At 71.3% G+C, this 22,910-nt stretch carries 22 protein-coding genes; 15 read left to right on the top strand and 7 right to left on the bottom strand.

The window, feature by feature from the left end; genetic code table 11:
* Positions 1-82: 82 nt before the first annotated feature.
* From OG509_RS10455 to OG509_RS10445, 3 genes are all read left to right on the top strand, one after another.
* Positions 83-1,030 carry a heme o synthase gene (locus tag OG509_RS10455; RefSeq protein WP_406187527.1) on the top strand — a complete coding sequence of 316 codons (948 nt, stop codon included), beginning with the start codon at positions 83-85 and terminating at the stop codon, positions 1,028-1,030.
* Positions 1,031-1,069: 39 nt separating this feature from the next.
* Positions 1,070-1,414, top strand: coding sequence for a hypothetical protein (locus tag OG509_RS10450; protein ID WP_406181937.1), 345 nt, complete (start codon positions 1,070-1,072; stop codon positions 1,412-1,414).
* A gap of 119 nt (positions 1,415-1,533) precedes the next feature.
* A complete protein-coding gene (locus OG509_RS10445; RefSeq protein ID WP_406181935.1) occupies positions 1,534-2,661 on the top strand; it encodes an amidohydrolase family protein in 1,128 nt (375 codons plus the stop codon).
* A gap of 27 nt (positions 2,662-2,688) precedes the next feature.
* Here the strand turns inward: OG509_RS10445 and OG509_RS10440 are convergent, their stop codons facing one another.
* From OG509_RS10440 to OG509_RS10425, 4 genes are all read right to left on the bottom strand, one after another.
* Positions 2,689-3,657, bottom strand: a complete 969-nt coding sequence (locus OG509_RS10440) for a COX15/CtaA family protein (RefSeq protein ID WP_406187525.1) — start codon at positions 3,655-3,657, stop codon at positions 2,689-2,691.
* Between the two features lie 25 nt (positions 3,658-3,682).
* Entirely contained in the window at positions 3,683-4,831 is a 1,149-nt protein-coding gene (locus OG509_RS10435; protein ID WP_406181933.1) for a hypothetical protein, read from the bottom strand.
* Positions 4,832-4,915: 84 nt separating this feature from the next.
* Positions 4,916-5,683: an ABC transporter permease gene (locus OG509_RS10430; RefSeq protein WP_406181931.1), complete on the bottom strand. Its 768-nt coding sequence runs from the start codon at positions 5,681-5,683 to the stop codon at positions 4,916-4,918.
* On the bottom strand, positions 5,680-6,606 hold the full coding sequence (locus tag OG509_RS10425) for an ABC transporter ATP-binding protein (RefSeq protein ID WP_406181929.1): 927 nt from the start codon (positions 6,604-6,606) through the stop codon (positions 5,680-5,682). Before OG509_RS10425 ends, OG509_RS10430 begins: the two co-directional genes overlap by 4 nt.
* 362 nt (positions 6,607-6,968) lie before the next feature.
* Between OG509_RS10425 and OG509_RS10420 the strand changes: the two genes are divergently transcribed.
* The 9 genes from OG509_RS10420 (at position 6,969) to OG509_RS10380 (ending at position 15,124) form a co-directional block, all read left to right on the top strand.
* A complete protein-coding gene (locus tag OG509_RS10420) occupies positions 6,969-7,712 on the top strand; it encodes a metalloregulator ArsR/SmtB family transcription factor (RefSeq protein WP_030160379.1) in 744 nt (247 codons plus the stop codon).
* A complete protein-coding gene (sufB, locus tag OG509_RS10415; RefSeq protein ID WP_134074939.1) occupies positions 7,709-9,124 on the top strand; it encodes a Fe-S cluster assembly protein SufB in 1,416 nt (471 codons plus the stop codon). The genes OG509_RS10420 and sufB overlap by 4 nt, the downstream gene beginning before the upstream one ends.
* Positions 9,125-9,193: 69 nt before the next feature.
* A complete protein-coding gene (gene sufD / locus OG509_RS10410) occupies positions 9,194-10,372 on the top strand; it encodes a Fe-S cluster assembly protein SufD (protein ID WP_406181927.1) in 1,179 nt (392 codons plus the stop codon).
* Positions 10,372-10,689 carry a bifunctional 3-phenylpropionate/cinnamic acid dioxygenase ferredoxin subunit gene (locus OG509_RS10405; protein ID WP_030858990.1) on the top strand — a complete coding sequence of 106 codons (318 nt, stop codon included), beginning with the start codon at positions 10,372-10,374 and terminating at the stop codon, positions 10,687-10,689. The genes sufD and OG509_RS10405 overlap by 1 nt, the downstream gene beginning before the upstream one ends.
* A gap of 7 nt (positions 10,690-10,696) precedes the next feature.
* Positions 10,697-11,470, top strand: coding sequence for a Fe-S cluster assembly ATPase SufC (gene sufC, locus OG509_RS10400; RefSeq protein WP_030160387.1), 774 nt, complete (start codon positions 10,697-10,699; stop codon positions 11,468-11,470).
* Complete coding sequence (locus tag OG509_RS10395) at positions 11,467-12,723, top strand: cysteine desulfurase (RefSeq protein ID WP_030858993.1); 1,257 nt, start codon at positions 11,467-11,469, stop codon at positions 12,721-12,723. The genes sufC and OG509_RS10395 overlap by 4 nt, the downstream gene beginning before the upstream one ends.
* Positions 12,724-12,745: 22 nt before the next feature.
* Complete coding sequence (gene sufU, locus OG509_RS10390) at positions 12,746-13,210, top strand: Fe-S cluster assembly sulfur transfer protein SufU (protein WP_030160391.1); 465 nt, start codon at positions 12,746-12,748, stop codon at positions 13,208-13,210.
* Positions 13,207-13,554, top strand: a complete 348-nt coding sequence (locus tag OG509_RS10385; RefSeq protein WP_385187655.1) for a metal-sulfur cluster assembly factor — start codon at positions 13,207-13,209, stop codon at positions 13,552-13,554. The genes sufU and OG509_RS10385 overlap by 4 nt, the downstream gene beginning before the upstream one ends.
* Before the next feature lie 199 nt (positions 13,555-13,753).
* A complete protein-coding gene (locus OG509_RS10380) occupies positions 13,754-15,124 on the top strand; it encodes a DUF3616 domain-containing protein (protein WP_406181924.1) in 1,371 nt (456 codons plus the stop codon).
* Here OG509_RS10380 and OG509_RS10375 read toward each other — a convergent pair.
* Positions 15,111-16,004, bottom strand: a complete 894-nt coding sequence (locus tag OG509_RS10375; protein ID WP_406181922.1) for a winged helix-turn-helix transcriptional regulator — start codon at positions 16,002-16,004, stop codon at positions 15,111-15,113. The two genes, OG509_RS10380 and OG509_RS10375, sit on opposite strands and share 14 nt — an antisense overlap.
* 85 nt (positions 16,005-16,089) lie before the next feature.
* Here OG509_RS10375 and OG509_RS10370 point away from each other — a divergent pair, with 85 nt between their 5' ends.
* Positions 16,090-17,364 (top strand): MFS transporter, encoded by a 1,275-nt coding sequence (locus tag OG509_RS10370; protein WP_406181921.1) that lies wholly within the window; start codon positions 16,090-16,092, stop codon positions 17,362-17,364.
* 9 nt (positions 17,365-17,373) lie between these two features.
* Positions 17,374-18,354, top strand: coding sequence for a 2,3,4,5-tetrahydropyridine-2,6-dicarboxylate N-succinyltransferase (gene dapD, locus OG509_RS10365; RefSeq protein WP_030859004.1), 981 nt, complete (start codon positions 17,374-17,376; stop codon positions 18,352-18,354).
* Positions 18,355-18,493: 139 nt separating this feature from the next.
* Here dapD and OG509_RS10360 read toward each other — a convergent pair whose 3' ends face one another.
* Together OG509_RS10360 and OG509_RS10355 are read right to left on the bottom strand one after the other, a co-directional pair.
* Positions 18,494-18,748: a hypothetical protein gene (locus OG509_RS10360; RefSeq protein ID WP_406181920.1), complete on the bottom strand. Its 255-nt coding sequence runs from the start codon at positions 18,746-18,748 to the stop codon at positions 18,494-18,496.
* A 272-nt stretch (positions 18,749-19,020) separates the two neighbouring features.
* Positions 19,021-20,862 carry an endonuclease/exonuclease/phosphatase family protein gene (locus tag OG509_RS10355; protein WP_406187524.1) on the bottom strand — a complete coding sequence of 614 codons (1,842 nt, stop codon included), beginning with the start codon at positions 20,860-20,862 and terminating at the stop codon, positions 19,021-19,023.
* Positions 20,863-21,232: 370 nt separating this feature from the next.
* Between OG509_RS10355 and OG509_RS10350 the strand changes: the two genes are divergently transcribed.
* A complete protein-coding gene (locus OG509_RS10350; protein WP_406181918.1) occupies positions 21,233-22,747 on the top strand; it encodes a hypothetical protein in 1,515 nt (504 codons plus the stop codon).
* Positions 22,748-22,910: the final 163 nt, after the last annotated feature.

Below are 22,910 nucleotides of genomic sequence, written 5' to 3'. Positions count from 1 at the left end.
AGTGCAACGTCTAGAGTGGCGTGGTACGTGCAAGCCTTCAGCGGACCTTTATGTCCGGAGCTTGCTGGTTTCTCTGTCAGGGGTGTGCGTGACGGCCGTCGAATCCCGTCCAGCGGGGGTGCTCGGGACGAGCCCCGGTCACCGGCCGTTCGGGGCCCGGGTCATGGCTTTCGTGGCTTTGACCAAGCCGCGGATCATCGAACTTCTGCTGATCACCACAGTGCCGGTGATGTTCCTCGCCGAACAGGGCGTGCCGTCACTGTGGCTGGTCCTCGCCACCTGCTTCGGCGGGTACTTGTCCGCGGGCGGCGCCAACGCGCTGAACATGTACATCGACCGCGACATCGACGCGCTGATGGACCGCACCGCGCAGCGGCCGCTGGTGACCGGCATGGTGAGCCCGCGCGAGTGCCTGGCCTTCGGCATCACGCTCGCGGTGGTCTCCACCCTGTTCTTCGGGCTGCTCGTCAACTGGCTGTCGGCCGCGCTCGCGCTCGGGGCGCTCCTCTTCTACGTCGTCGTCTACACGATGCTGCTGAAGCGGCGCACCGCGCAGAACATCGTCTGGGGCGGCATCGCGGGCTGCATGCCGGTGCTCATCGGCTGGTCCGCCGTCAAGAACGAGGTCTCCTGGGCCGCGGTCATCCTCTTCCTCGTCATCTTCTTCTGGACGCCGCCGCACTACTGGCCGCTGTCCATGAAGGTGAAGGAGGACTACGCGCGCGTCGGCGTCCCGATGCTGCCGGTCGTCGCGGGCAACCAGGCCGTGGCGCGACAGATCGTCCTCTACAGCTGGGTGATGGTGGCGGTCTCGCTGCTGCTGACCCCGCTGGGGTACACCGGCTGGTTCTACACCGCGGTCGCGCTGGCCGCCGGCGGCTGGTGGCTGTGGGAGGCGCACGCGCTGCACGCGCGGGCGAAGTCGGGCGTGAAGGGCGCGAAGCTCAAGGAGATGCGCCTGTTCCACTGGTCGATCACGTACGTGTCGCTGCTGTTCGTGGCGGTGGCCGTGGATCCCTTCCTCCGCTGATACTTCCTCCGCTCATTACCCGCCGGTAGCATGCTGTCCATGGCAGACACCACGGCGGACACCGCAGACAAGAAGCAGGACCGGAAGGCCGCGAAGCTGGCCCGGCAGATCGGCGCGTTCGCCAAGCACCACGGCGGCGCCGAGGGCCATCTCGCGCACATCGGCCAGTCCGGCACCCGGATCGTCCTCGTCGGCACGGACGGCGGCTGGGGCGACCTGGTGGCCCCGACGTACACGGTGGCCCGGCTGGCCGCCGAGAAGTCCGGCCTGACCCTCCACGAGGAGTTCGACGGCGAGTTCGCCGCCCGTGTCAGGACCGGCCCGTACGAATGGTCGCGGATGGCCGGCATCCAGCTCGGCGGGGCGGCGAACCCGGCGGCCTGATCGCGGCGGCCTCTCCCAGAGGTGGCCGCTCGGTCAACAGCGCGAGCAACACCTCACACCCCGCTCACCCGTTAGGACGTGTGGAAGCCCCTTCCTCACGTCCGCAACGGGATGCCCGGATGATCGAAACGCCGCCCCTGGTGGACCAGTACTGCCACGGAGTGCTCCGTACGGAGCTGGGCCTCGGCACCTTCGAGGCCCAGCTGATCCGCTCGGCCGGCCCGCCCGCCGCCGGGACCACCTTCTTCGACACCCAGACCGGTTTCGCGGTGCGCCGCTGGTGCCCGCCGCTGCTCGGGCTGGAGCCGCACTGCGCCCCCGCCCGGTACCTGGCCCGGCGGCGCGAGCTGGGTGTGGTCGAGTCCGGGCGCAGGCTGCTGCGGGGCTCCGGCGTCGCCGCCTATCTGGTCGACACGGGAGTGCCCGGCGACCTCACCGTCCCCAAGGAGCTGGCGCTGGCGGGGAACGCCGACGCCTTCGAGGTCGTACGGCTGGAGCTGCTGGCCGAGCAGGCCGCCGACACCTCCGGCACGGTCCCGGCCTTCCTCGCCAACCTCGCCGAGGCCGTCCACCACGCCGCCGCGGCGGCCGTGGCCTTCACCTGCGGCGCGGACGCGGGGTACCCCGCGGTGCTCGGGCGGGACCCCGAGCCGCCCGGTCCGGGGGAGGTGCGCGGGGCGGCCGGCCGGTGGCTGGCGCGGCGCCCCAGGGGCGGAGCCGTACGGGATCCGGTACTCCTTCGGCACCTGCTGTGGAGCGCGGTGGCGACCCGGCTGCCGCTCCAGCTGCACACCGGGGCGGGCGCGGGGGAGCCGGGGCAGCGGCCGGAGCAGGCCGATCCGGCGCTGCTGACGGAGTTCGTACGGGCCACCGCAGGGCTCGGGACCCGGCTGGTGCTGCTCGGCGGATACCCGTACCACCGGCACGCCGCCCAGCTGGCGGCGGCCTTCCCGCACGTCCATGCCGATCTGGGCGCGGCGCTCGGGCAGAGCGGCGCGCGGGCGGCGGGGGTGCTGGCCGAGGTGCTGGAGTTGGCCCCCTTCGGCAAGCTGCTGTTCTCCAGCGGCGGGCGCCGGCTGCCCGAGCTGCACGCGGTGGGCGCCCTGGTGTTCCGGGAGGCGCTGGGCCGGGTGCTGGGCGGCTGGGTCGGCGAGGGCTCCTGGTCCTGGCGGGACGCCGAACGCGTTGCGGGCATGGTCGCGGCGGGCAATGCCCGCCGCGTCTACCGGCTGGACGAGCGCGGGTGAGCGGCGCGGGGGCGGGGCCCCCGCGGCTCAGACCGAGGAGAGCTGCGGGTCGGCCTGCGCCGGGATCTCCGCCTGCGTCGCGGGCCGCTCCCGCAGGCTGAGCGCCACGCGGAGGACGGCGATCCACACCAGGCAGGAGCCGAGCATGTGGGCGGCGACCAGGGCCTCGGGCACGTGGGTGAAGTACTGGACGTAGCCGATGCCGCCCTGCGCGAGCAGCACGATCAGCAGGTCACGGGCGCGGGCCCGGGTGTCGATCGGCGCGTCGACCACGCGCAGCACCAGCCACATGGCCACGGCGAGCGCGCAGACCACCCAGGCGGAGACCGCGTGGACGTGGGCGGTGGCCGCCCAGTCGAACGGCATTCGCTTGATCTCGCTGCGGTCGCCCGCGTGCGGACCGGAACCGGTGACCACGGTGCCCGCGGCGATCAGCACCAGGGTGGTCGCGATCAGGGCCCAGGAGAGCTTGCGCACCGGACCGGGGACGCGCGGCCGGGGAGCGGAGTCGCCCTCTCGGGTGCGCTGCCAGGTGACCGTGGTGACCGTGATCAGCGAGGTGGCGAGCAGGAAGTGCCCGGCCACGCTGTACGGGTTGAGCCCCGTCAGGACGGTGATGCCGCCGAGGACCGCGTTGCCCATCACGATGAAGAACTGGAGCCAGCCGAGCTTCGTCAGCGACCGGCGCCACGGCTTGGCCGAGCGGGCCGCGATGATGCACCAGCCAACGGCCGCGCAGAGCACGTACGTCAGCATGCGGTTGCCGAACTCGATGGCCCCGTGGAAGCCCTGCTCCTGGGTCACGATCAGGCTGTCGTCCGTGCACTTGGGCCAGGTGTCGCAGCCGAGACCGGAGCCGGTCAGCCGTACCGCGCCGCCGGTGACGACGATGAGCACGCTCATGACGAGGGCGGCGAGGGCGGCCCGCCGGACGATCCGGGGTGCCGGGGTCCAGCGGTTGGCGAGGTAAGCGAGAGGGGTCAACACGGCCCTTATCGTACGCGGAGCCTTGTGCAAACTTTCACGAGGGGGTGCCCGCAGGTCCGCCCTGCGCCGTCTCCGGCCCGACGGCCATGCGGAACCGGGCTCCCACGGGGTCGCCTTCCTCGTGCCACCAGAGATGGACGCGCCAAGGGACGCCGTCGCCGGGGTAGTCGGCGGATGCCGCGAACCCGCGTATCAATTCGGCGCCTATGTCCCCTGCTGTCCTGTTTCTTACTTCTGTTCCGCTGTGCCACGGATGTTCCTGTATGTTCCACAGTCCGTCAGGACCGCGCACCTCGAAGCGCCACACCGCGAGCCAGGGCGTGACCTCCAGCATCGTGCGCACCTGTTCGGCGCCGAGGTGCAGCCGGGCGGCGATCTCGGGCTCGGCCACGCCCTGGATCCGGGCCGCCACCACGGCCTGGGGCAGCAGGGGTTCGGGCAGCAGCCCCTGGGCGCGCAGGCTCACCAGGGAGTCGAAGGACAGGAAGCGCAGCCGCAGTTCGAGCTGGCGGCCGATGTGGTCGAGGGCCTCCTCCGCCTCCTGGGACTCCTCCGCACCGGGGGCCGCGAGCAGCAGGTGGCGGAAACCGCCCTCCGCGTCCACCGCCCAGGCCACCGCCTCCTCGGCGGAGCCCAGCTCCGCGAGACGGTCCCCGAGGAACACCTTGGCCTGCGCGAGACCGCGCCGGTTGACCGGATCCTGCTGGTCCAGGCCCGCCCACACCTCGACCGCCGCCCGGGTCAGCTCCAGGGCGCGCTCGCCCGCCGCCCGCTCCATCGCGCCCGGGCCGGACCCGGCCTCCGGGCCCAGCGGGTAGCGCGGCAGCCGCACCTCGTCGCTCAGCGGCCAGGACAGCCAGACCCCCTGGTTGATCAGGCCCCGGGCGTACCAGCGGGCGTACTCCGGGGCGTGCCCGGCCGCCTGCTGCGCATGCCGCAGCCCCTCCTCCACGGCCGAGAGGGCACCGGCCCGGTCACCGCCGGCGAACCGGCGGGCCGCCAGGTCGCCCAGGCGCAGACCGAGCCGCGCCGCGCACTCCGGATCGGTCCGCGCCGGTTCGCGCAGCGCGCCGATCAACTCCGTCAGCAGCGCCTCGGCCTCGGCCGGCGCCGCTCGTGCGGCCCCCGACCGGATCCGTGCCCATTGCGCGTCCAGCCGTAGAACGTCTTCCCGCTGCGCCATGTCCGCCCCCCGGCGTCCTGGTGTGCACCGCCCCCACGGGGCGGCGCCCATCCTCCTGCCAGGCCAACGTCCGGGGGAGGGGATTCACTCCCAGCGGAACAGCTTCGCGGCGGCGCCGAGTCCGAGGACGGCCCAGACGGCGAGCACGGCCACGTCCTGCCACGGCAGCCCGGCGCCGTGCTGGAGCACCTCGCGCAGCCCGTCGGACAGCGCCGAGATCGGCAGCAGTCCCAGTACGGACTGCACGGCTCCGGGGAACTTCTCCATCGGCACGATCACCCCGCCGCCGACCAGCAGCAGCAGGAACACCAGGTTGGCGGCGGCCAGCGTGGCCTCGGCCTTGAGGGTGCCCGCCATCAGCAGCCCGAGCCCGGAGAAGGCGGCGGTGCCCAGCAGGACGAGCGCGGCGACCGCGAGGGGGTTGCCGTGCGGGGACCAGCCCAGCGCGAAGGCGATCGCCGTCAGCAGCGCGATCTGGAGCACCTCGGTGACCAGTACGGACAGCGTCTTGGCGGCCATCAGCGCCCAGCGCGGCAGCGGCGAGGCGCCGAGCCGCTTGAGCACCCCGTAGCGGCGGTCGAAGCCGGTGGCGATGGCCTGCCCGGTGAAGGCGGTGGACATCACGGCCAGCGCCAGGATGCCGGGCGCGAGGAAGTCCACGGACTTCTCGGCGTTCGTGTCCACGATGTCCACGGCGGAGAACAGCACCAGCAGCAGCGCCGGGATGATCACGGTCAGCAGCAGCTGCTCCCCGTTGCGCAGCAGCATCCGGGTCTCCAGCGCAGTCTGCGCCAGGATCATGCGGGACATGGGCGCGGCCCCCGGGGCGGGGGTGAACGTACCGGCGCTCATGCGCGCAGCTCCTTACCGGTCAGTTCGAGGAAGACGTCTTCGAGGCTGTGCCGCTCCACCGACAGGCTGCTCGGCATCACCCCGTGCTGGGCGCACCAGGAGGCGACCGTGGCCAGCAGCTGCGGGTCCACGGCGCCGGTGACCCGGTAGACGCCCGCGGTGAGCTCGGCGGCCTCGGTGCCGTCGGGCAGCGCCTTGAGCAGCGAGCCGAGGTCGAGGGCGGGCCGGCCGGTGAAGCGCAGGGTGTTCTCGGCGCCGCCGCGGCACAGCTGCTCGGGGCTGCCGTGGGCGATGACCCGGCCGGAGTCGACGATGGCGACCTCGTCCGCGAGCTGCTCGGCCTCGTCCATGTGGTGGGTGGTGAGGACGACGCAGACCCCGTCGGCGCGCAGTTCCCGTACGAGCTCCCAGGTCGCCCGGCGGGCCTGCGGGTCGAGCCCCGCGGTCGGCTCGTCCAGGAAGACCAGCTCGGGGCGGCCGACCACGGCCATGGCCATGGCCAGGCGCTGCTGCTGGCCGCCGGAGAGGCGGCGGTAGGCGGTGCGGCCGCAGCCGCCCAGCCCGAGCCGCTCGACCAGGACGTCCACGTCGAGCGGGTCGGCGTACAGCTTGGCCATGTGGCGCAGCATCTCGACGGCGCGGGCGCCGGAGTAGACCCCGCCGGACTGGAGCATCACGCCGATCCGCGGGCGCAGCGCCTCGGCCTGGGCGACCGGGTCGAGGCCGAGGACGCGGACGGTGCCGGCGTCGGGGCGGCGGTAGCCCTCGCAGGTCTCCACGGTGGTGGTCTTGCCCGCGCCGTTGGGGCCGAGGACTGCGGTGACCGAGGCCTTGCGGACGGTGAGGTCGAGACCGTCCACGGCTGTTTTCGGCCCGTACCGCTTCACCAGTCCGCGGATCTCCACGGCGGGGTCATTGCTCATGCGGGTGAGTCTACGGAGCCGCGGAAGGGGTTCCGGATCGCGGGGTCGAGGGGTTTCGGACGTGCGTACCGATGACTTTTTTCGGGTGCGCGGCCTGGATGGACCAGTCGGTTTCGGTGATCTTTTCTGAAATCCGACGCGTGCCGTGCCGGCGGGACGCCGTGGGCAGGGCTTGCTGGTGGGAGCCGTTTACCGGCGTACCCCAGGGCTCGGCACGAGTGCGGAGCAATGCCATCCACTTAACTCTGCGTAGAGAAATTAGGTAACCCTTAGTGATAGAGGCCACCAGGGGTGGCGTCCGTCACGGCTTGTCGGGGCCGGACTAATTACGCAACAATGGCGTTGTGAAATACGGCGAACGGATGATCGAGACCCCCCAGGGGGAACTCGCTACCGGGGAGCGGTCAACCCGCAACCGGGTCGCGCGCTCCATCCTGGACCACGGTCCCTCGACCGTCGCCGACCTCGCAGCGCGTCTCGGCCTCACCCAGGCCGCCGTCCGCCGCCACCTCGACACGCTCGTCGCCGACGACGTGGTCGAGCCCCGTGAGCAGCGCGTCTACGGTGCGCGCACCCGGGGCCGGCCCGCCAAGGTCTTCGCGCTGACCGACTGCGGCCGCGACGCGTTCGACCAGTCCTACGACTCGCTCGCCGCGGACGCACTGCGCTGGATCGCGCAGGCCGCCGGCGGGGGCGAGCAGGGAGAGGCGGCCGTCGCCGCCTTCGCCAGGGCGCGGATGGACGCACAGGCCGAGACCTACCGGGAAAGCCTGGACGCCGCCGCCCCCGCGGAACGCACCGAGGCGCTTGCCAAGGCGTTGACCGCGGACGGGTACGCTGCTACGGCCAAGAGCGCTCCCGGTCCGCACAGCGGTGAACAGCTCTGCCAGCACCACTGCCCGGTCGCCCATGTCGCCGAGCAGTTCCCGCAGCTCTGCGAGGCGGAGACCGAGGTCTTCTCCCGCCTGCTCGGGACGCATGTGCAGCGCCTCGCCACGATCGCCCACGGCGACGGGGTGTGCACCACCTTCATCCCGCGAGGCGCGGGCACCACACAGAACGACACATCAGCATCTGCAAGTACGGCCGGGAGGAACCCCGCATGACCACGGAGACTGCTCACCCTGAGCTCGATGGCCTGGGCACCTACGAATACGGCTGGGCCGACTCCGACGCGGCCGGCGCCGCTGCGAAGCGTGGCCTGTCCGAGGACGTCGTCCGGGACATCTCGGCGAAGAAGAACGAGCCCGAGTGGATGCTGAAGCTCCGCCTCAAGGGCCTGAAGCTCTTCGACAAGAAGCCCATGCCGACCTGGGGCTCCGACCTCTCCGGCATCGACTTCAACAACATCAAGTACTTCGTGCGCTCCACCGAGAAGCAGGCCGCTTCGTGGGAGGACCTGCCCGAGGACATCAAGAACACGTACGACAAGCTCGGCATCCCGGAGGCGGAGAAGCAGCGCCTCGTCGCCGGTGTCGCGGCCCAGTACGAGTCCGAGGTCGTCTACCACCAGATCCGCGAGGACCTGGAGGAGCAGGGCGTCATCTTCCTCGACACGGACACCGCGCTCAAGGAGCACCCGGAGCTCTTCCAGGAGTACTTCGGCACGGTCATCCCGGTCGGCGACAACAAGTTCGCGTCGCTGAACACCGCCGTGTGGTCGGGCGGCTCGTTCATCTACGTGCCCAAGGGCGTCAAGGTCGACATCCCGCTCCAGGCCTACTTCCGTATCAACACGGAGAACATGGGCCAGTTCGAGCGGACGCTGATCATCGTCGACGAGGACGCGTACGTCCACTACGTCGAGGGCTGCACCGCCCCGATCTACTCCTCGGACTCGCTGCACAGCGCCGTCGTCGAGATCATCGTGAAGAAGGGCGGCCGCTGCCGCTACACGACGATCCAGAACTGGTCGAACAACGTCTACAACCTGGTCACCAAGCGCGCCGTGGCGTACGAGGGCGCGACCATGGAGTGGATCGACGGCAACATCGGTTCCAAGGTCACCATGAAGTACCCGGCCGTCTACCTGATGGGCGAGCACGCCAAGGGCGAGACCCTGTCCATCGCCTTCGCGGGCGAGGGCCAGCACCAGGACGCCGGCTCCAAGATGGTCCACATGGCGCCGAACACCTCCTCGAACATCGTCTCCAAGTCGGTGGCGCGAGGCGGCGGCCGCACCTCGTACCGCGGCCTGGTCGAGATCGGCGAGGGCGCCCACGGCTCCAAGTCGAACGTGCTCTGCGACGCGCTCCTGGTCGACACGATCTCCCGCTCGGACACGTACCCGTACGTGGACGTCCGAGAGGACGACGTCTCCATGGGCCACGAGGCCACCGTCTCCAAGGTCTCCGAGGACCAGCTCTTCTACCTGATGAGCCGCGGTCTGACGGAGTTCGAGGCCATGGCCATGATCGTGCGCGGCTTCGTCGAGCCCATCGCGCGCGAGCTGCCCATGGAGTACGCGCTGGAGCTCAACCGGCTGATCGAGCTGCAGATGGAGGGCTCGGTCGGCTAGTCCCGACCGACCGTCCCTCCCGCAGCACATTCTTTAGACGTAGACACGAGAGCGAGCAAGACGACAGCCATGGCTGAGGCTCAGAACATCCCGGCGGGTTCGACCACCGCCGGCGCGATCGCGGTGGCCGCCGAGTCCACCGTCGCCACCCGGATGAGCGCACCCCCGTCCTTCGACGTGGCGGACTTCCCCGTCCCCCACGGCCGCGAGGAGGAGTGGCGGTTCACCCCGCTGGCGCGCCTGCGTGGTCTGCACGACGGCACCGCGGTCGCCAACGGCACCATGAAGGCCCAGATCGACGCGCCCGAGGGCGTCACCGTCGAGTCGGTGGAGCGCGACGACGCGCGCATCGGCAAGGCCGGCACCCCGGTGGACCGGATCGCCGCCCAGGCGTTCACGTCCTTCGCCAAGGCCACGGTCGTCACCGTGCCCAAGGAGGCCGTCCTGACCGAGCCGGTGCGCGTCTCGCTGCACGGCGAGGGCGGCACGACCTTCGGGCACACCGTCTTCGACGTCCAGGCCTTCGCCGAGGCCGTCATCGTCATCGACCACACCGGTGACGGCGTGCGCGCCGCCAACGTCGACTTCCTCGTCGGCGACGGCGCCAAGCTCACCGTCGTCTCCGTGCAGGACTGGGACGCCACCGCCGTCCACTGCTCCCAGCACAACACGCTGGTCGGCCGCGACGCGACCTTCAAGTCGATCGTGGTCACCTTCGGCGGCGACGTCGTACGCCTGCACCCGCGGATCAGCTACGCGGGCCCCGGCGGCGAGGCCGAGCTCCTCGGCCTGTACTTCACGGACGCCGACCAGCATCAGGAGCACCGCCTCCTGGTCACGCACGACGCCCCGCACTGCAAGTCGCACGTGGTCTACAAGGGTGCGCTGCAGGGCGAGGGTGCCCACGCCGTCTGGATCGGCGACGTCCTCATCGAGAAGAGCGCCGAGGGCACCGACACCTACGAGATGAACCGCAACCTCGTCCTGACGGACGGCGCGCGGGTCGACTCGGTGCCGAACCTGGAGATCGAGACCGGCGAGATCGTCGGCGCCGGCCACGCCTCCGCGACCGGCCGCTTCGACGACGAGCAGCTCTTCTACCTCCAGGCCCGCGGCATCCCGGCCGACGAGGCCCGGCGCCTGGTCGTGCGCGGCTTCTTCGCCGAGCTCGTCCAGCAGATCGGTGTCGCGGACATCGAGGAGCGCCTGCTCGCCAAGATCGAGACCGAGCTCGAGGCGTCCGTCTGATGACCTACGTCAAGGCCTGTGCGCTGAGCGAGCTGGAGGAGAACACCCCGAAGCGGGTGGAACTCGACGGCACGCCGGTGTCCATCGTCTCCACCGAGGGGGAGGTGTTCGCGATCAACGACATCTGCTCGCACGCGAACGTCTCGCTCTCGGAGGGCGAGGTCGAGGACTGCATGATCGAGTGCTGGCTGCACGGGTCCTCGTTCGACCTGCGCACCGGCAAGCCGTCCGGTCTGCCCGCGACCCGCCCGGTTCCCGTATACCCCGTAAAGATCGAAGGGGGCGACGTGCTCGTCTCCCTCACCCAGGAGTCCTGAGGTATCCATGGCAACGCTTGAAATCCACGACCTGCACGTCTCCGTCGAGACCGGTGACTCGGCGAGTGGCGCCCGCGAGATCCTCAAGGGTGTCGACCTCACCGTCAAGGCCGGCGAGACGCACGCCATCATGGGTCCGAACGGCTCCGGCAAGTCCACGCTGGCGTACTCGCTCGCGGGTCACCCGAAGTACACCATCACCAGTGGCACCGTGACCCTCGACGGCGAAGACGTCCTGGAGATGTCCGTCGACGAGCGCGCCCGCGCCGGCGTCTTCCTCGCCATGCAGTACCCGGTCGAGGTCCCCGGCGTCTCGGTCTCCAACTTCCTGCGCACCTCGGCCACCGCCATCCGCGGCGAGGCGCCGAAGCTGCGCACCTGGGTGAAGGAGGTCAAGTCCGCGATGGAGCAGCTCCAGATGGACCCGGCCTTCGCCGAGCGCAACGTCAACGAGGGCTTCTCCGGCGGTGAGAAGAAGCGCCACGAGATCCTCCAGCTGGAGCTCCTCAAGCCGAAGATCGCGATCCTCGACGAGACCGACTCCGGTCTCGACGTCGACGCCCTGCGCATCGTCTCCGAGGGCGTCAACCGCGTCCGCGAGACCGGTGAGGTCGGCACCCTGCTGATCACCCACTACACGCGCATCCTGCGCTACATCAAGCCCGACTTCGTGCACGTGTTCGCGAACGGCCGCATCGCCGAGTCCGGTGGCGCCGAGCTGGCGGACCAGCTGGAGGCCGAGGGCTACGACAAGTACGTGAAGGGTGGCGCAACCGCGTGACACAGCTGCCTGGCCTCCTCGACATCGAGGCGATCCGCAAGGACTTCCCCCTTCTGGATCGTGTGGTCCACGACGGGAAGAAGATCGTTTACCTGGACAACGCTGCGACTTCGCAGAAGCCGCGCCAGGTGCTCGACGCGCTGAACGAGTACTACGAGCAGCACAACGCCAACGTCCACCGCGGCGTGCACGTGCTCGCCGAGGAGGCCACGGCGCTGTACGAGGGCGCTCGCGACAAGGTCGCCGCCTTCATCAACGCGCCGAGCCGCGACGAGGTGATCTTCACCAAGAACGCCTCGGAGTCGCTCAACCTGGTCGCGAACATGCTCGGCTGGGCGGACGAGCCCTACCGGGTCGACCGCGAGACCGAGATCGCCATCACGGAGATGGAGCACCACTCCAACATCGTCCCGTGGCAGCTGCTCTCGCAGCGCACCGGCGCGAAGCTGAAGTGGTTCGGCCTCACCGACGACGGCCGGCTCGACCTGTCCAACATCGAAGAGGTCATCACGGAGAAGACGAAGATCGTCTCCTTCACGCTGGTCTCCAACATCATGGGCACGATCAACCCGGTCGAGGCGATCGTCCGGCGCGCGCAGGAGGTCGGCGCGCTGGTGCTGATCGACGCCTCGCAGGCCGCTCCGCACATGCCGCTGGACGTCCAGGCGCTCGGCGCCGACTTCGTGGCCTTCACCGGCCACAAGATGTGCGGCCCGACCGGCATCGGCGTGCTCTGGGGCCGCCAGGAGCTCCTGGAGGACCTGCCTCCGTTCCTCGGCGGCGGCGAGATGATCGAGACCGTGTCGATGCACGCCTCGACGTACGCCCCGGCGCCCCACAAGTTCGAGGCGGGCACGCCCCCGATCGCCCAGGCCGTCGGCCTCGGCGCGGCCGTGGACTACCTCACCGCGATCGGCATGGACAAGATCGCCGCGCACGAGCACGCGATCACCGAGTACGCGGTGAAGCGCCTGCTGGAGGTCCCCGACCTGCGGATCATCGGCCCCACCACGGCCGAGGACCGCGGCGCCGCGATCTCCTTCACGCTCGGTGACATCCACCCCCACGACGTCGGCCAGGTCCTGGACGAGCAGGGCATCGCGGTCCGCGTGGGACACCACTGCGCCCGGCCGGTCTGCCTGCGCTACGGAATTCCCGCGACCACGCGAGCGTCTTTCTACCTGTACTCCTCTCCGGCCGATGTCGACGCGCTGATCGACGGGCTGGAGCACGTACGGAACTTCTTCGGCTGACGAGGGCGACGAGGACGACGCAGTGAAGCTGGATTCGATGTACCAGGAACTGATCCTGGACCACTACAAGCACCCGCACGGGCGTGGCCTGCGCGACGGCGACGCCGAGGTGCACCACGTCAACCCGACGTGCGGCGACGAGATCACGCTGCGCGTGAAGTACGACGGCGAGACGCTCACCGACGTCTCGTACGAGGGCCAGGGCTGCTCCATCAGCCAGGCCAGCGCGTCCGTGCTGAACGAGCTGCTCGTCGGCAAGGAGCTGGCCGAGGCGCAGAAGATCCAGGGCGTGTTCCTGGAGATGATGCAGTCGAAGGGCAAGATCGAGCCCGACGAGGCCATGGAGGAGGTGCTGGAGGACGCGGTCGCGTTCGTCGGCGTCTCCAAGTACCCGGCTCGCGTGAAGTGTGCTCTGCTGAGCTGGATGGCCTGGAAGGACGCGACCGCCCAGGCTCTGGGCGACGCCGCGGAGAGGAAGACGGCATGACCGAGAACGCGACGCCCCCCGAGGCGTCGATCAAGCCGGCCACCGAGGAAGAGGTCCGCGAGGCCCTCTACGACGTCGTCGACCCCGAGCTGGGCATCGACGTCGTCAACCTGGGCCTGATCTACGGCATCCACATCGACGACGCGAACATCGCCACCCTCGACATGACGCTGACTTCGGCGGCCTGCCCGCTGACGGACGTCATCGAGGACCAGGCGAAGTCGGCGACGGACGGCATCGTGAGCGAGCTCCGGATCAACTGGGTCTGGATGCCGCCGTGGGGCCCGGACAAGATCACGGACGACGGCCGCGAGCAGCTGCGCGCGCTCGGTTTCAACGTCTGAGCCACCCGTTCCACGAAGGGCCCCCGGCACCGCGCCGGGGGCCCTTCGCGTGCTCCGGGCGCTTCCGGGAGGCCCTCCGTGTTCGTCCGGCGGACGATTGACGTGCACCGGGAGTTGGCCACGGTGGCCGAACCTGCTCGACGGCCGTCACGGCGTGACGTGGTTCGCGCCCGGCTCGACCCATGGGGACGGGACACCGATGAAGAAGCAGCTTGGTATCGCAGGGATCGCGGCGCTGGTCGTCGCCGGGACGGTCACGGCCGCGCCGGCCCAGGCGGTGACGTACGGGACGCCGACCATCAGCCTGTCCGCTTCGTACCTGTCCGGCGCCGTCGGCGCGGTCGGCGACCCCGTGGTCGACGTGACCGTGGGGCAGAGCGGCGCCGACGTGTCAGCGCTGACGGTCAGCGCGTCCGCGTCCAGCAAGGCCTCGGTCGCCGGGACCGCAGACGTCACCGTCACCGGGACCGGGGCGGTGCGCCGGCTGGCCGTCGCCGCGCGCGGCCGCGGCTACACCAACCTCACCGTCAAGGTGGCGGGGCTGGGCGGCAAGAGCGCCACCAAGACCCTGTCGTACGCCGCCTCCTCCGCCGTGCAGAACCCGGCCGACGCCCGCTACTTCACCGGCGCCTCCGACTCCTCGGCCGCCGTGGACGTCGGCGGCGGCTACACCGTAGTGGCCGACGACGAGAGCAACGTGCTGCGCCTGTACGACCGTTCCCGCTCGGCGGCCCCGGTCCGGACCTGGGACTTCAGCTCGCAGCTCGGTGTCACCAAGGAGGTGGACATCGAGGGGGCGACCCTGATCGGGAACACCATCTACTGGACGGGCTCGCTCGGCAACAACAAGGACGGCGAGTACAAGGCGCCCCGGAACACGGTGTTCACCACCGCCGTGAGCGGCTCCGGATCGGGCACGCAGCTCGCGTACGGGCGCTCGTACAAGAAGCTCCGCGACGACCTGGTGGCCTGGGACACGGTGAACGGGAACCGCTACGGTTTCGCGGCCGGCACGGCCGCCGGCGAGGCGCCCAAGCAGATCGACGGCTTCAACGTGGAGGGGCTGGAGTTCGCGCCGGGCTCGACCACCACCGCCTACCTGGGCTTCCGGGCCCCGCTGGCCCCGGCGGTGCCGGGCGGCAAGGCGCTGGTCGTGCCGGTGACCAACTTCGACAAGGTGCTCTCCAGCGGCTCCAAGGCCACCTTCGGGGCGGGCATCGAGCTCGACCTCGGCGGCCTCGCCATCCGCGACATCCGCAAGAACGCGGCGAACCAGTACCTGATCCTGGCCGGCTCCTGGGCCGCGGACGACAACTCGGACCCGTACGCGCTCTACCAGTGGGACGGCTTCGCCGGCCACGCCCCGGTCAAGCGGGCCGACCTGCCGACGACGGACCCGGGCGGCTGGGAGGCCATCGTGGACGTACCGGACCTGTCGGCGCCGGGCGCGCGGGTCCAGCTGATCACGGACAGCGGCTCTGCCGACCTGTACGGGGACGGCATCGAGGCCAAGGACCTGACGCACGCGGAATGGAAGAAGTCCCGCGCGGCCTGGTTCACCCTGAACTGACGCCCCCGCCGGCGTCGCGGACGGCGGTCAGCGCCGCCGCGACGCCTGCCTCGATGTCCTGGATCGGGTAGAACACCTCGCGCACCACGCGCCCCCGGTCCACCACCAGCGTCAACCGCTTCAGCCGGCTCACCCCCGCGGCCCGGAACGTCGGCAGCCGCAGCGCCGCCGTCAGCGACAGCTCCGCGTCCGAGAGCAGCGGGAACCGCAGCCCCTCCGCCTGCGCGAACTCCCGCTGCTCGTCCGGCCGCTGGGTCGACACCCCGTGCACCGTCGCCCCGGCCGCCGTGAACTCCGCCAGCTGGTCCCGGTACGTACACGACTCGAACGTGCAGCCCCTGGCCCCCGGGATCCCCGCCCATCCCGGCGGGTAGGACTCGGCCCGGGCGTACGCGCCGGGGAAGCAGTACAGGACCGTGAACGGCGTGTCGGCCACTGGATCCCGGAGCTCCCCGAACCGGTCCGGCAGCACCAGCTCCGGCAGCCGCGCGCCGCGCAGCGCGTGCACCCGTTCCGCCTCCCGTGAGGACTCCTGCGTCGTCGCCGTCATCTCGCCTTCCCCCAGGACCCAGGTGTCTCCCCAGTCCTGGAGGGCCACCAGGACCGGCAGCAGCCCCCGCCCGCGCGGGGTCAGCCGGTACTCGTGCCGCACCGGGCGTTCCTGGTACGGCTCGCGCGTCAGCACCCCGGCTTCGACCAGCAGTTTCAGCCGCTCGGCCAGTACCTTGCGGGACACCCCCAGCTCGCGCTGGAACGCGTCGAAGCGGTGCACGCCGCGCGCGGCGTCGCGCACGATCAGCAGCGTCCACCAGTCGCCCACCACGTCGAGGGCCTGGGCGATGGCGCAGTCCGCGTCGTCGAGGTGCGTGCGCTGGGCCATGGGCACTCCTTTGTCCGTTGACCCAAGGCTGTCATGCTGACATAGTCCGTTCCCAAAGGGAACTAACTTGGGTTCGGGGGCGGACATGGGAATGGCGCAGGGCTTCAAGGACGTGCCGCGAGTGGTGTGGCTGCTGGCGGCCGGGGTGTTCGTCAACGCCCTCGTCAGCTTCACCTTCGTCTTCGTCTTCCTGTACCTGACCGGCCCGCGCGGCCTCGGCGCCGCCCAGGCGGGCCTGGTCACCGGCATCGGCGGCATCGGCCTCGTCGCCGGGAACTTCACCGGCGGCTGGTACGGGGACCGCTTCGGCCACCGCCGCGTGCTGCTCGCCGCCTCCACCGCCGGCGGCCTCGCCCTGATGTCCTTCCCGCTGCTGCCCACCGCCGGGCTGTACGCGGCCCTGCCGCTGGCCCAGTACGCTTCCGGCGTGGTCCGGGCCGCCAACTCCGCGCTGGTCGCCGTCACCGTCCCCGAGGGGGCCCGCCGACAGGCCTTCGCCGTCGTCCGCTGCGTCTCCAACGGCGGCTTCACCCTCGGCCCGCCCCTCGGAGCCCTGCTCGCGACCGGGCTCTCGTACGACTGGCTCTTCGTCGCCGACGGCCTCGGGACCCTCTTCTTCGCGCTCTGGACCGCGCGGGTCGTCCCGGCCCGCGGAGCCTCCCGCAGCGCCTCCCGCCCCGGCGCCGCGGCCCCGGACGGGGGTCTGGGCCGCGGCGTGTGGGAGGAGCTGCGGGCCCGGCCCGCCGTACTCGTCCTGCTCGGCGCCATCCTCGTGACCGACCTCGTCTACCGCCAGCAGTACTCGGCCTTCCCCGTCTACCTCGCCGACCACGGCCTCGACGTCCGCGCCTTCGGCCTGGTCATCGCCCTCAACGGGGGCGTCATCCTGCTGCTGGAGCTCCCGGCCGCCGTCGCGCTGCGCGCCCGGCCGCCGCTGCCCGTCATCGGCACCGGGATCGTGCTCGTCGGGGCCGGGTACGCGGCGCTACTGGCCGGCGCGGGAGTCGCCGGTGCCGTGGTGATGATGGTGCTGCTCAGCCTCGGGGAGATCCTGTACAAGACCACCGCCACCGCCTACGTCGCCGACCAGGCGCCCGAGCACGCCGTCGGGCGGTTCCAGAGCCTGTACGCGGGAATCTCGGTCAGCGGCGTCGTCCTCGGGCCGCCGCTGGGCGGAGCCCTGTACGCGGCCGCCCCCGGGCTGCTGTGGCCGCTGTGCGCGGCGCTGGCGGCGGGTGCGGGCGGGGCGGTGCTGTACGCGTCACGGCGCGAGGCGAGGCGCGGAGAGCCGGGTGGGGTGCGACACGCGGCGCGACCGGCACATGAGACCGGTTCGCAACCTCGGGCCGTCGCCGGTTAGGTTTCGGGCATGACTGCTACGCGTACCACCGGCGCCGTCGCCGCCGGACTTGCCACCATCGCCTCCGACGGCACCGTCCTCGACACCTGGTTCCCCGCCCCCGAGCTGGTCGCCGAGCCCGGCCCGGCCGGCACCGAGCGCCTCACCGCCGATCAGGCCGTGCAGCTCCTGGGGGCCGCCGCGGCCAAGGCGATCCGCCTGGACGCCGTCCGCGACGTCGAGGTCGTAGCCGTCCGTACCGTGATCTCCTCCCTGGAGGACAAGCCGCTGGACGCGCACGACGCGTACCTGCGCCTGCACCTGCTCAGCCACCGCCTGGTCAAGCCGCACGGCCAGAGCCTGGACGGCGTCTTCGGGCTGCTGGCCAACGTCGCCTGGACCTCGCTGGGCCCGGTCGCCGTGGACCAGGTGGAGGCCGTACGGCTGAACGCGCGCGCCGAGGGCCTGTACCTCCAGGTCACCTCGATCGACAAGTTCCCGCGGATGACGGACTACGTCGCCCCCAAGGGCGTGCGCATCGCCGACGCGGACCGGGTCCGCCTGGGCGCGCACCTCGCCGAGGGCACCACCGTCATGCACGAGGGCTTCGTCAACTTCAACGCCGGCACGCTCGGCACCTCCATGATCGAGGGCCGCATCTCGGCGGGCGTCGTGGTCGGCGACGGCTCCGACATCGGCGGCGGCGCGTCGACGATGGGCACCCTCTCGGGCGGCGGCAAGCAGATCATCTCGATCGGCGAGCGCTGCCTGATCGGCGCCGAGGCGGGCGTGGGCATCGCGCTGGGCGACGAGTGCATCGTCGAGGCCGGCCTGTACGTGACCGCGGGCACCCGCGTCACCCTCCCGGACGGCCAGATCGTCAAGGCCCTGGAGCTCTCGGGCGCGAGCAACATCCTCTTCCGCCGCAACTCGGTCACGGGCACGGTCGAAGCCCGCCCGAACAACGCGGTCTGGGGCGGCCTGAACGAGGTCCTCCACTCCCACAACTGACGCCCCCGGGCCCCGGCAGCCTCGGCGGCCCCGGTACGGCCACGACGCCCTCATCACCCCGGCTAGGGGCGGTGAGGGCGTCGCGTTTCTTCCGGCTCCGGAACGTCCTCCCGCCCCGAGCGCGGGGGGACGTGGGAGTTCAGTGGAGGGGGATGGTGCGGATCAGGCCGGCGAAGGCCTCTTCCTCCGCCTCGGTCAGCTCGACCGACTCCATCGGGTGCGTGGCGGTGCTGCGCTGGGCCGGGATGACCGCGATGCCCTCGTACGCGCCCGGCTCCGGGTGGTGGGAGCGGGCGTCCCACAGCATGTGCCCGAGGCCGAGCACCCACACGAGGGCGGCCACGATCAGGACGGCCAGGCCGATTTCCTGGGCGAGGGGGATGGAGGGGAACACGCGGTCCTCCGGGGGATACGGGGGGACATGGTCGAGCGTGGGGCCACTCAACACCACAACCCGGGCCGAATGGGTGGAGATGTGGCGAGCGTCACGCCAGGGGCGAAAGTCCTGACTTCTCCCCAGGTGTCCTCCGGCGCCTCCGCTCAGTGCGCCAGTCTCAGCTTGCAGCCCTCGTGGCTGCGCGCGAAGGAAGATCACGGCCGGAAGCGTGGCAGGGCCCCGGGAGTGGACGGCTTCCGGGGGCCCTGCCGGTCAGGGGCGCACCGCGGTTACGGGCGGAAGCGCAGCACCTGCGGGTCGTGGTCGCTGTTCTGCGCCGAGAACTCCGCGTTGATGTGCACGCTGTCGTACGTGAAGTTCTTGATCGCCGGGCTGGTCAGGATCTGGTCCAGCACCTGCGCGTTGCCCTGGTACACGTACGAGTAGCGCTCCGCCTTCGGCAGCGACTTGATCGCCGAGTACAGCGCCCCGCCGTCCTCCAGCGCCTGCGCCGTCCCGGAGAACTCGAAGTCGTTGATGTCGCCGACGGCGAGGACGCTCGCGTGCTTGTCGGCCGCCAGGAGCTGCTTGACGAAGCCGTTCACGGCCTGCGCCTGGAGCAGTCGCTTGGCCTCCGAGGAGCGCACCGGCGGCTGGTGGACCGAGGTCAGGCCCTCGTCGCCGCCCTTGGAGCCGAAGTGGTTGGCGATCACGAAGACCGTCTTGCCCTTGAAGACGAACTCGCCGGCCAGCGGCTTGCGGCTGTCGGCCCACGCCGGGTTCGCGGGGTCGATCCGGCCGGGGGAGTGGGTCAGGGCGGCCTTGCCGTCCACCTGCGTCACGCCGGTCGGGGTCACCGAGTCGCCCGCCGCGCGGTCCGTGAAGGAGACGCGGGCCGGGTTGAACAGGAACACCTGGCGGATGTTGCCGCCGGGCTCGCCACCGTCCTTGTTGTTCTCCGGGTTGATGGTGCGCCACTGGTACGCCGGGCCACCGGCCGCCGCGATCGCCGCCGTGAACTTCGTCAGCGTCTGCTCCGCCGACACCGTGCCGTCGTTCTTGGCGCCGTTGTCGTCCTGGATCTCCTCCAGGGCCAGGATGTCGGGCGAGGCGAGGTTCGCGACGACGGCCTTCGCCAGGTTGTCGAACTTCTCCTGCGGGTCGCTCGGGTCGAGGTTCTCCACGTTGTACGTGGCCACCGCGAGCTCGTTCGCCGCCTGCGCCTTGGTCTTCTCGGGGGCGAGGGTGCCCGCCTTGACCGTGCCGAGGGCGCGGGCCACCAGGGTGTAGCCGCCGAACTGGTTGAAGTCCAGCGGGCCCTCGGTGGTGCCGGTCAGCTTGTCGCCGACGTTGGCCACCGGGAAGGGCTGCTGCGCGAGGGGCGCCAGCTGCTGGATCTGCAGGCGGCCGGTGTTCTGGGACTCGTACGAACCGTAGAGGGTGCCGCCGCGCTTGGCGGTGTTCTCCCAGCCCTTCACCGTGACCCACAGCTCCGAGTACGGGTCGGTGGCGCCGACCACCCGCGAGGTGCCGATCTTGACGTTCATGCCCTCAAGGGACTCGTAGAAGTCCAGGGCGTAGCGCGAGGGCTCCAGGGTCAGGCCGTTGATGCTGCCGGCGGCGGCCGGGTCGCCCGCCGGGGCGTACTCGGCGGGCACGTTGTACTCGTTGATCGCGGTGGCCTCGGGCAGCGCGTTGCCCGAGGAGACGACGGTCACGGCCGGCTTGGAGATCTGGGTGACCGACTGGTTGCCGGAGGAGACGCCGCCGGGGACGTACTCGCCGACCAGGCCGGAGACCTTGACCGCGTCGCCGACGGCGACGGTCGGGACGGAGCTGGTGAAGACGAAGATGCCCTCGCTGGTCGCGTCGTTGTCGTCGGCGTCCGGGTCCTGCATCCAGAAGCCTCGCGAGCCGTACGTGCGAACGCCCGTCACGATGCCGGTGACATCGGCGACCTGCTTGCCGCTGAGCGGCGATATGCGGGTGGTGCCCTGGATGTCGTGGATGTGTATCGGCTCGGCGGACGCGGTGCCTTCGGCCGCGTCGGCGGTGCCCGCCAGCAGACCGGTGGCCAGGGCGGTGGCGACGAGTGCCGAGACGGCGGCGGAACGGGGATGCGAGGAGCGCATGGTCAAGAACTCCGGTGTGTGGAAGACGAAAGCGAGAGGGGTGTTGCGTGCGTTTGGCGGGATACGTGCGGAGGTCGTGCGGCCGGGCCGCGGGCGATCCGCAGGAATCCCAGAGGTTCCCCATAGATCTACGCGCGTCAATTTCCTGTGTGACCAGGGAAGTTGTCAAGGTCTCCAGGGGATACGGAAGCTGACTGTGGGATGAACCAAAGGAGATGGCCCCCCGGGAGCGCCCGATATGCGTCTACGCTGGTGCGCCGGACGGCCGCCCGTGGCGGCCGGACCGGCGCCCCGGGGAGCCGCACCACCGTCCCGCGGGGCCGTGCCCCACCGCCCCACCGCCCCACCGCGTTCGCGAGGAGACCGCCCCATGTCCGCAGAGCCGCACCCCACGCTGCCGCCGGTCCGGCTGCCCTCCGATGCGGAACTGGCCCGCCACGCCCTCGTCGCCCCGCTGTTCGCCCGCGCCGTACGGCTGGCCCGCTGGGCCGGACCGCACACCCGCGTGGACGCCGGCGGCGAACTCGCCGCCGCGCAGCTGCCCGAGGCCGCCGCCGCGCTGGGCTTCGGCCCCGCCGACGAGGAAGGCCCGATGCTCGCGAGCCAGGCCTGGCGGGTGGCCGTGGACACCGGCCTCGTCGACGTGGCCGACCCCGGCGACGGCGACAACGGGGCCGGGGACAACGGGGCCGGGGACGAGGACGGCGACGAGGAGTTCGGCACCGCCGTACCGGGCGAGGACCTGGCCCTGGTGACCGGCGGCGCCCCCGGCGACGTGCTCGGCCTGTGGCTGGCGGCGCTGGACACCGTGCTCGCGGACGCGGCCGTGCCCGATCTGGACGACCTCGTCGACGCGTTGGACGAGGGCGGCGAGATCGACTTCGACCGGCTGGACTGGAACCCGAGTCGCGAGGCGGACTTCCTCGACGGGGTCCTCGCCAACCTCTACCTGCTCACCGTCTCCGAGCACGGGGCCTCGGACGGACCGATTCCGCTGCCGGTGCTCGCCGCTTCGATGGTCATCCCCGAGGACATGGGCGAGCCGACCGACGCCGTGCTGGAGCAGGTCTCGGACGCGATGATGCGCCTCGACGACCAGTTCCGGCAGCTGGAGCCGATCGGGCTCGTCGAGTTCCGGCCCGTGGACGAGGCGCTGATGGCGGAGGCGGACGACGAGGAGTTCGCCGCGGCGGGTTCGGCTGCCGCAGAGGCCGACGACGAGGACGTCTCGCGGTACGGGCTGGTACGGCTGACCCCGCTCGGCCTGTACGGGATCCGCGCCCGCTTGCTGGAGGCCGGGGTCACCGCCCCCGCCGTCGGCGAACTGGCCGACAAGGGCGCGGACGCGCTGCTCGACGCGGTCTCCGGATACCCCGAGGGCGCGGCCCAGGCCGAGATCGAGCAGTGGCTGTCCGGCCGCGAACTGCCCGACGCCGTCGCCGAACTGCTGGCCGCCGCCCGGGGCGCCGACGAGGGCGGCCCGCTGCGCCGGCTGCGCTGCCAGCAGGCCCTGGCCCCGGCCGGTCCGGAGGCCGAGCAGGCGGTCCGCGCGGTGCTCGACGACCCGGAGCTCGGCGGGCTCGCCCGGGTCTGGCTCTCCGAGCGCGGGGTGGCCGACGTACCGGCGCCGGACGGGGCCATGGTGTTCTGGCTGACCGTCGACACGATCGCGGCGCAGCTCGCGGCGGACGGGGAGACGGCGGAACTGCCGCTGCTGATGCGGTCGCTGACCGAGCACCACACGGGGTTCTTCGACCAGGTCTGGCGGGTGAACCACCCGGCGACGGCGTACGTGCTGGAGGCGATGGGCCGGATGCACCCGGACAAGAAGGCCGCCAAGGAGGCCCGCAAGGCGGCGTTCAAGGCCCGTTCGCGCCAGACCTGACGATGGGGGCGGATGGGGGGCGGACAGGGGCGGATGGGGGCGGCCGCCGGGCCGCCCGTCAGGGATCCGGCCCTCCTTCGCGGGTAGTTCAGCCGCCGTTCACGTGCGGACGGGAGCCTGTGCGCCGACGACCGCACGACAGGCGCACCACCTCCCCACCCCT

Source organism: Streptomyces sp. NBC_01006 (assembly GCF_045162725.1).
Taxonomy (GTDB): domain Bacteria; phylum Actinomycetota; class Actinomycetes; order Streptomycetales; family Streptomycetaceae; genus Streptomyces.
Note: the sequence above shows the minus strand (reverse complement) of the source record. Positions and strands in the feature narration are given on the sequence as shown.

Coding starts and splice junctions, on each gene's coding strand:
- OG509_RS10430 (WP_406181931.1), bottom strand. CDS start 5,683: ATGAGCGCCGGTACGTTCACCCCCGCCCCGGGGGCCGCGCCCATGTCC.
- dapD (WP_030859004.1), top strand. CDS start 17,374: ATGACTGCTACGCGTACCACCGGCGCCGTCGCCGCCGGACTTGCCACC.
- OG509_RS10420 (WP_030160379.1), top strand. CDS start 6,969: ATGATCGAGACCCCCCAGGGGGAACTCGCTACCGGGGAGCGGTCAACC.
- OG509_RS10380 (WP_406181924.1), top strand. CDS start 13,754: ATGAAGAAGCAGCTTGGTATCGCAGGGATCGCGGCGCTGGTCGTCGCC.
- OG509_RS10435 (WP_406181933.1), bottom strand. CDS start 4,831: ATGGCGCAGCGGGAAGACGTTCTACGGCTGGACGCGCAATGGGCACGG.
- OG509_RS10375 (WP_406181922.1), bottom strand. CDS start 16,004: ATGGCCCAGCGCACGCACCTCGACGACGCGGACTGCGCCATCGCCCAG.
- OG509_RS10350 (WP_406181918.1), top strand. CDS start 21,233: ATGTCCGCAGAGCCGCACCCCACGCTGCCGCCGGTCCGGCTGCCCTCC.
- sufC (WP_030160387.1), top strand. CDS start 10,697: ATGGCAACGCTTGAAATCCACGACCTGCACGTCTCCGTCGAGACCGGT.
- sufB (WP_134074939.1), top strand. CDS start 7,709: ATGACCACGGAGACTGCTCACCCTGAGCTCGATGGCCTGGGCACCTAC.
- OG509_RS10405 (WP_030858990.1), top strand. CDS start 10,372: ATGACCTACGTCAAGGCCTGTGCGCTGAGCGAGCTGGAGGAGAACACC.
- OG509_RS10385 (WP_385187655.1), top strand. CDS start 13,207: ATGACCGAGAACGCGACGCCCCCCGAGGCGTCGATCAAGCCGGCCACC.
- OG509_RS10425 (WP_406181929.1), bottom strand. CDS start 6,606: ATGAGCAATGACCCCGCCGTGGAGATCCGCGGACTGGTGAAGCGGTAC.
- sufD (WP_406181927.1), top strand. CDS start 9,194: ATGGCTGAGGCTCAGAACATCCCGGCGGGTTCGACCACCGCCGGCGCG.
- OG509_RS10445 (WP_406181935.1), top strand. CDS start 1,534: ATGATCGAAACGCCGCCCCTGGTGGACCAGTACTGCCACGGAGTGCTC.
- OG509_RS10450 (WP_406181937.1), top strand. CDS start 1,070: ATGGCAGACACCACGGCGGACACCGCAGACAAGAAGCAGGACCGGAAG.
- OG509_RS10355 (WP_406187524.1), bottom strand. CDS start 20,862: ATGCGCTCCTCGCATCCCCGTTCCGCCGCCGTCTCGGCACTCGTCGCC.
- OG509_RS10370 (WP_406181921.1), top strand. CDS start 16,090: ATGGGAATGGCGCAGGGCTTCAAGGACGTGCCGCGAGTGGTGTGGCTG.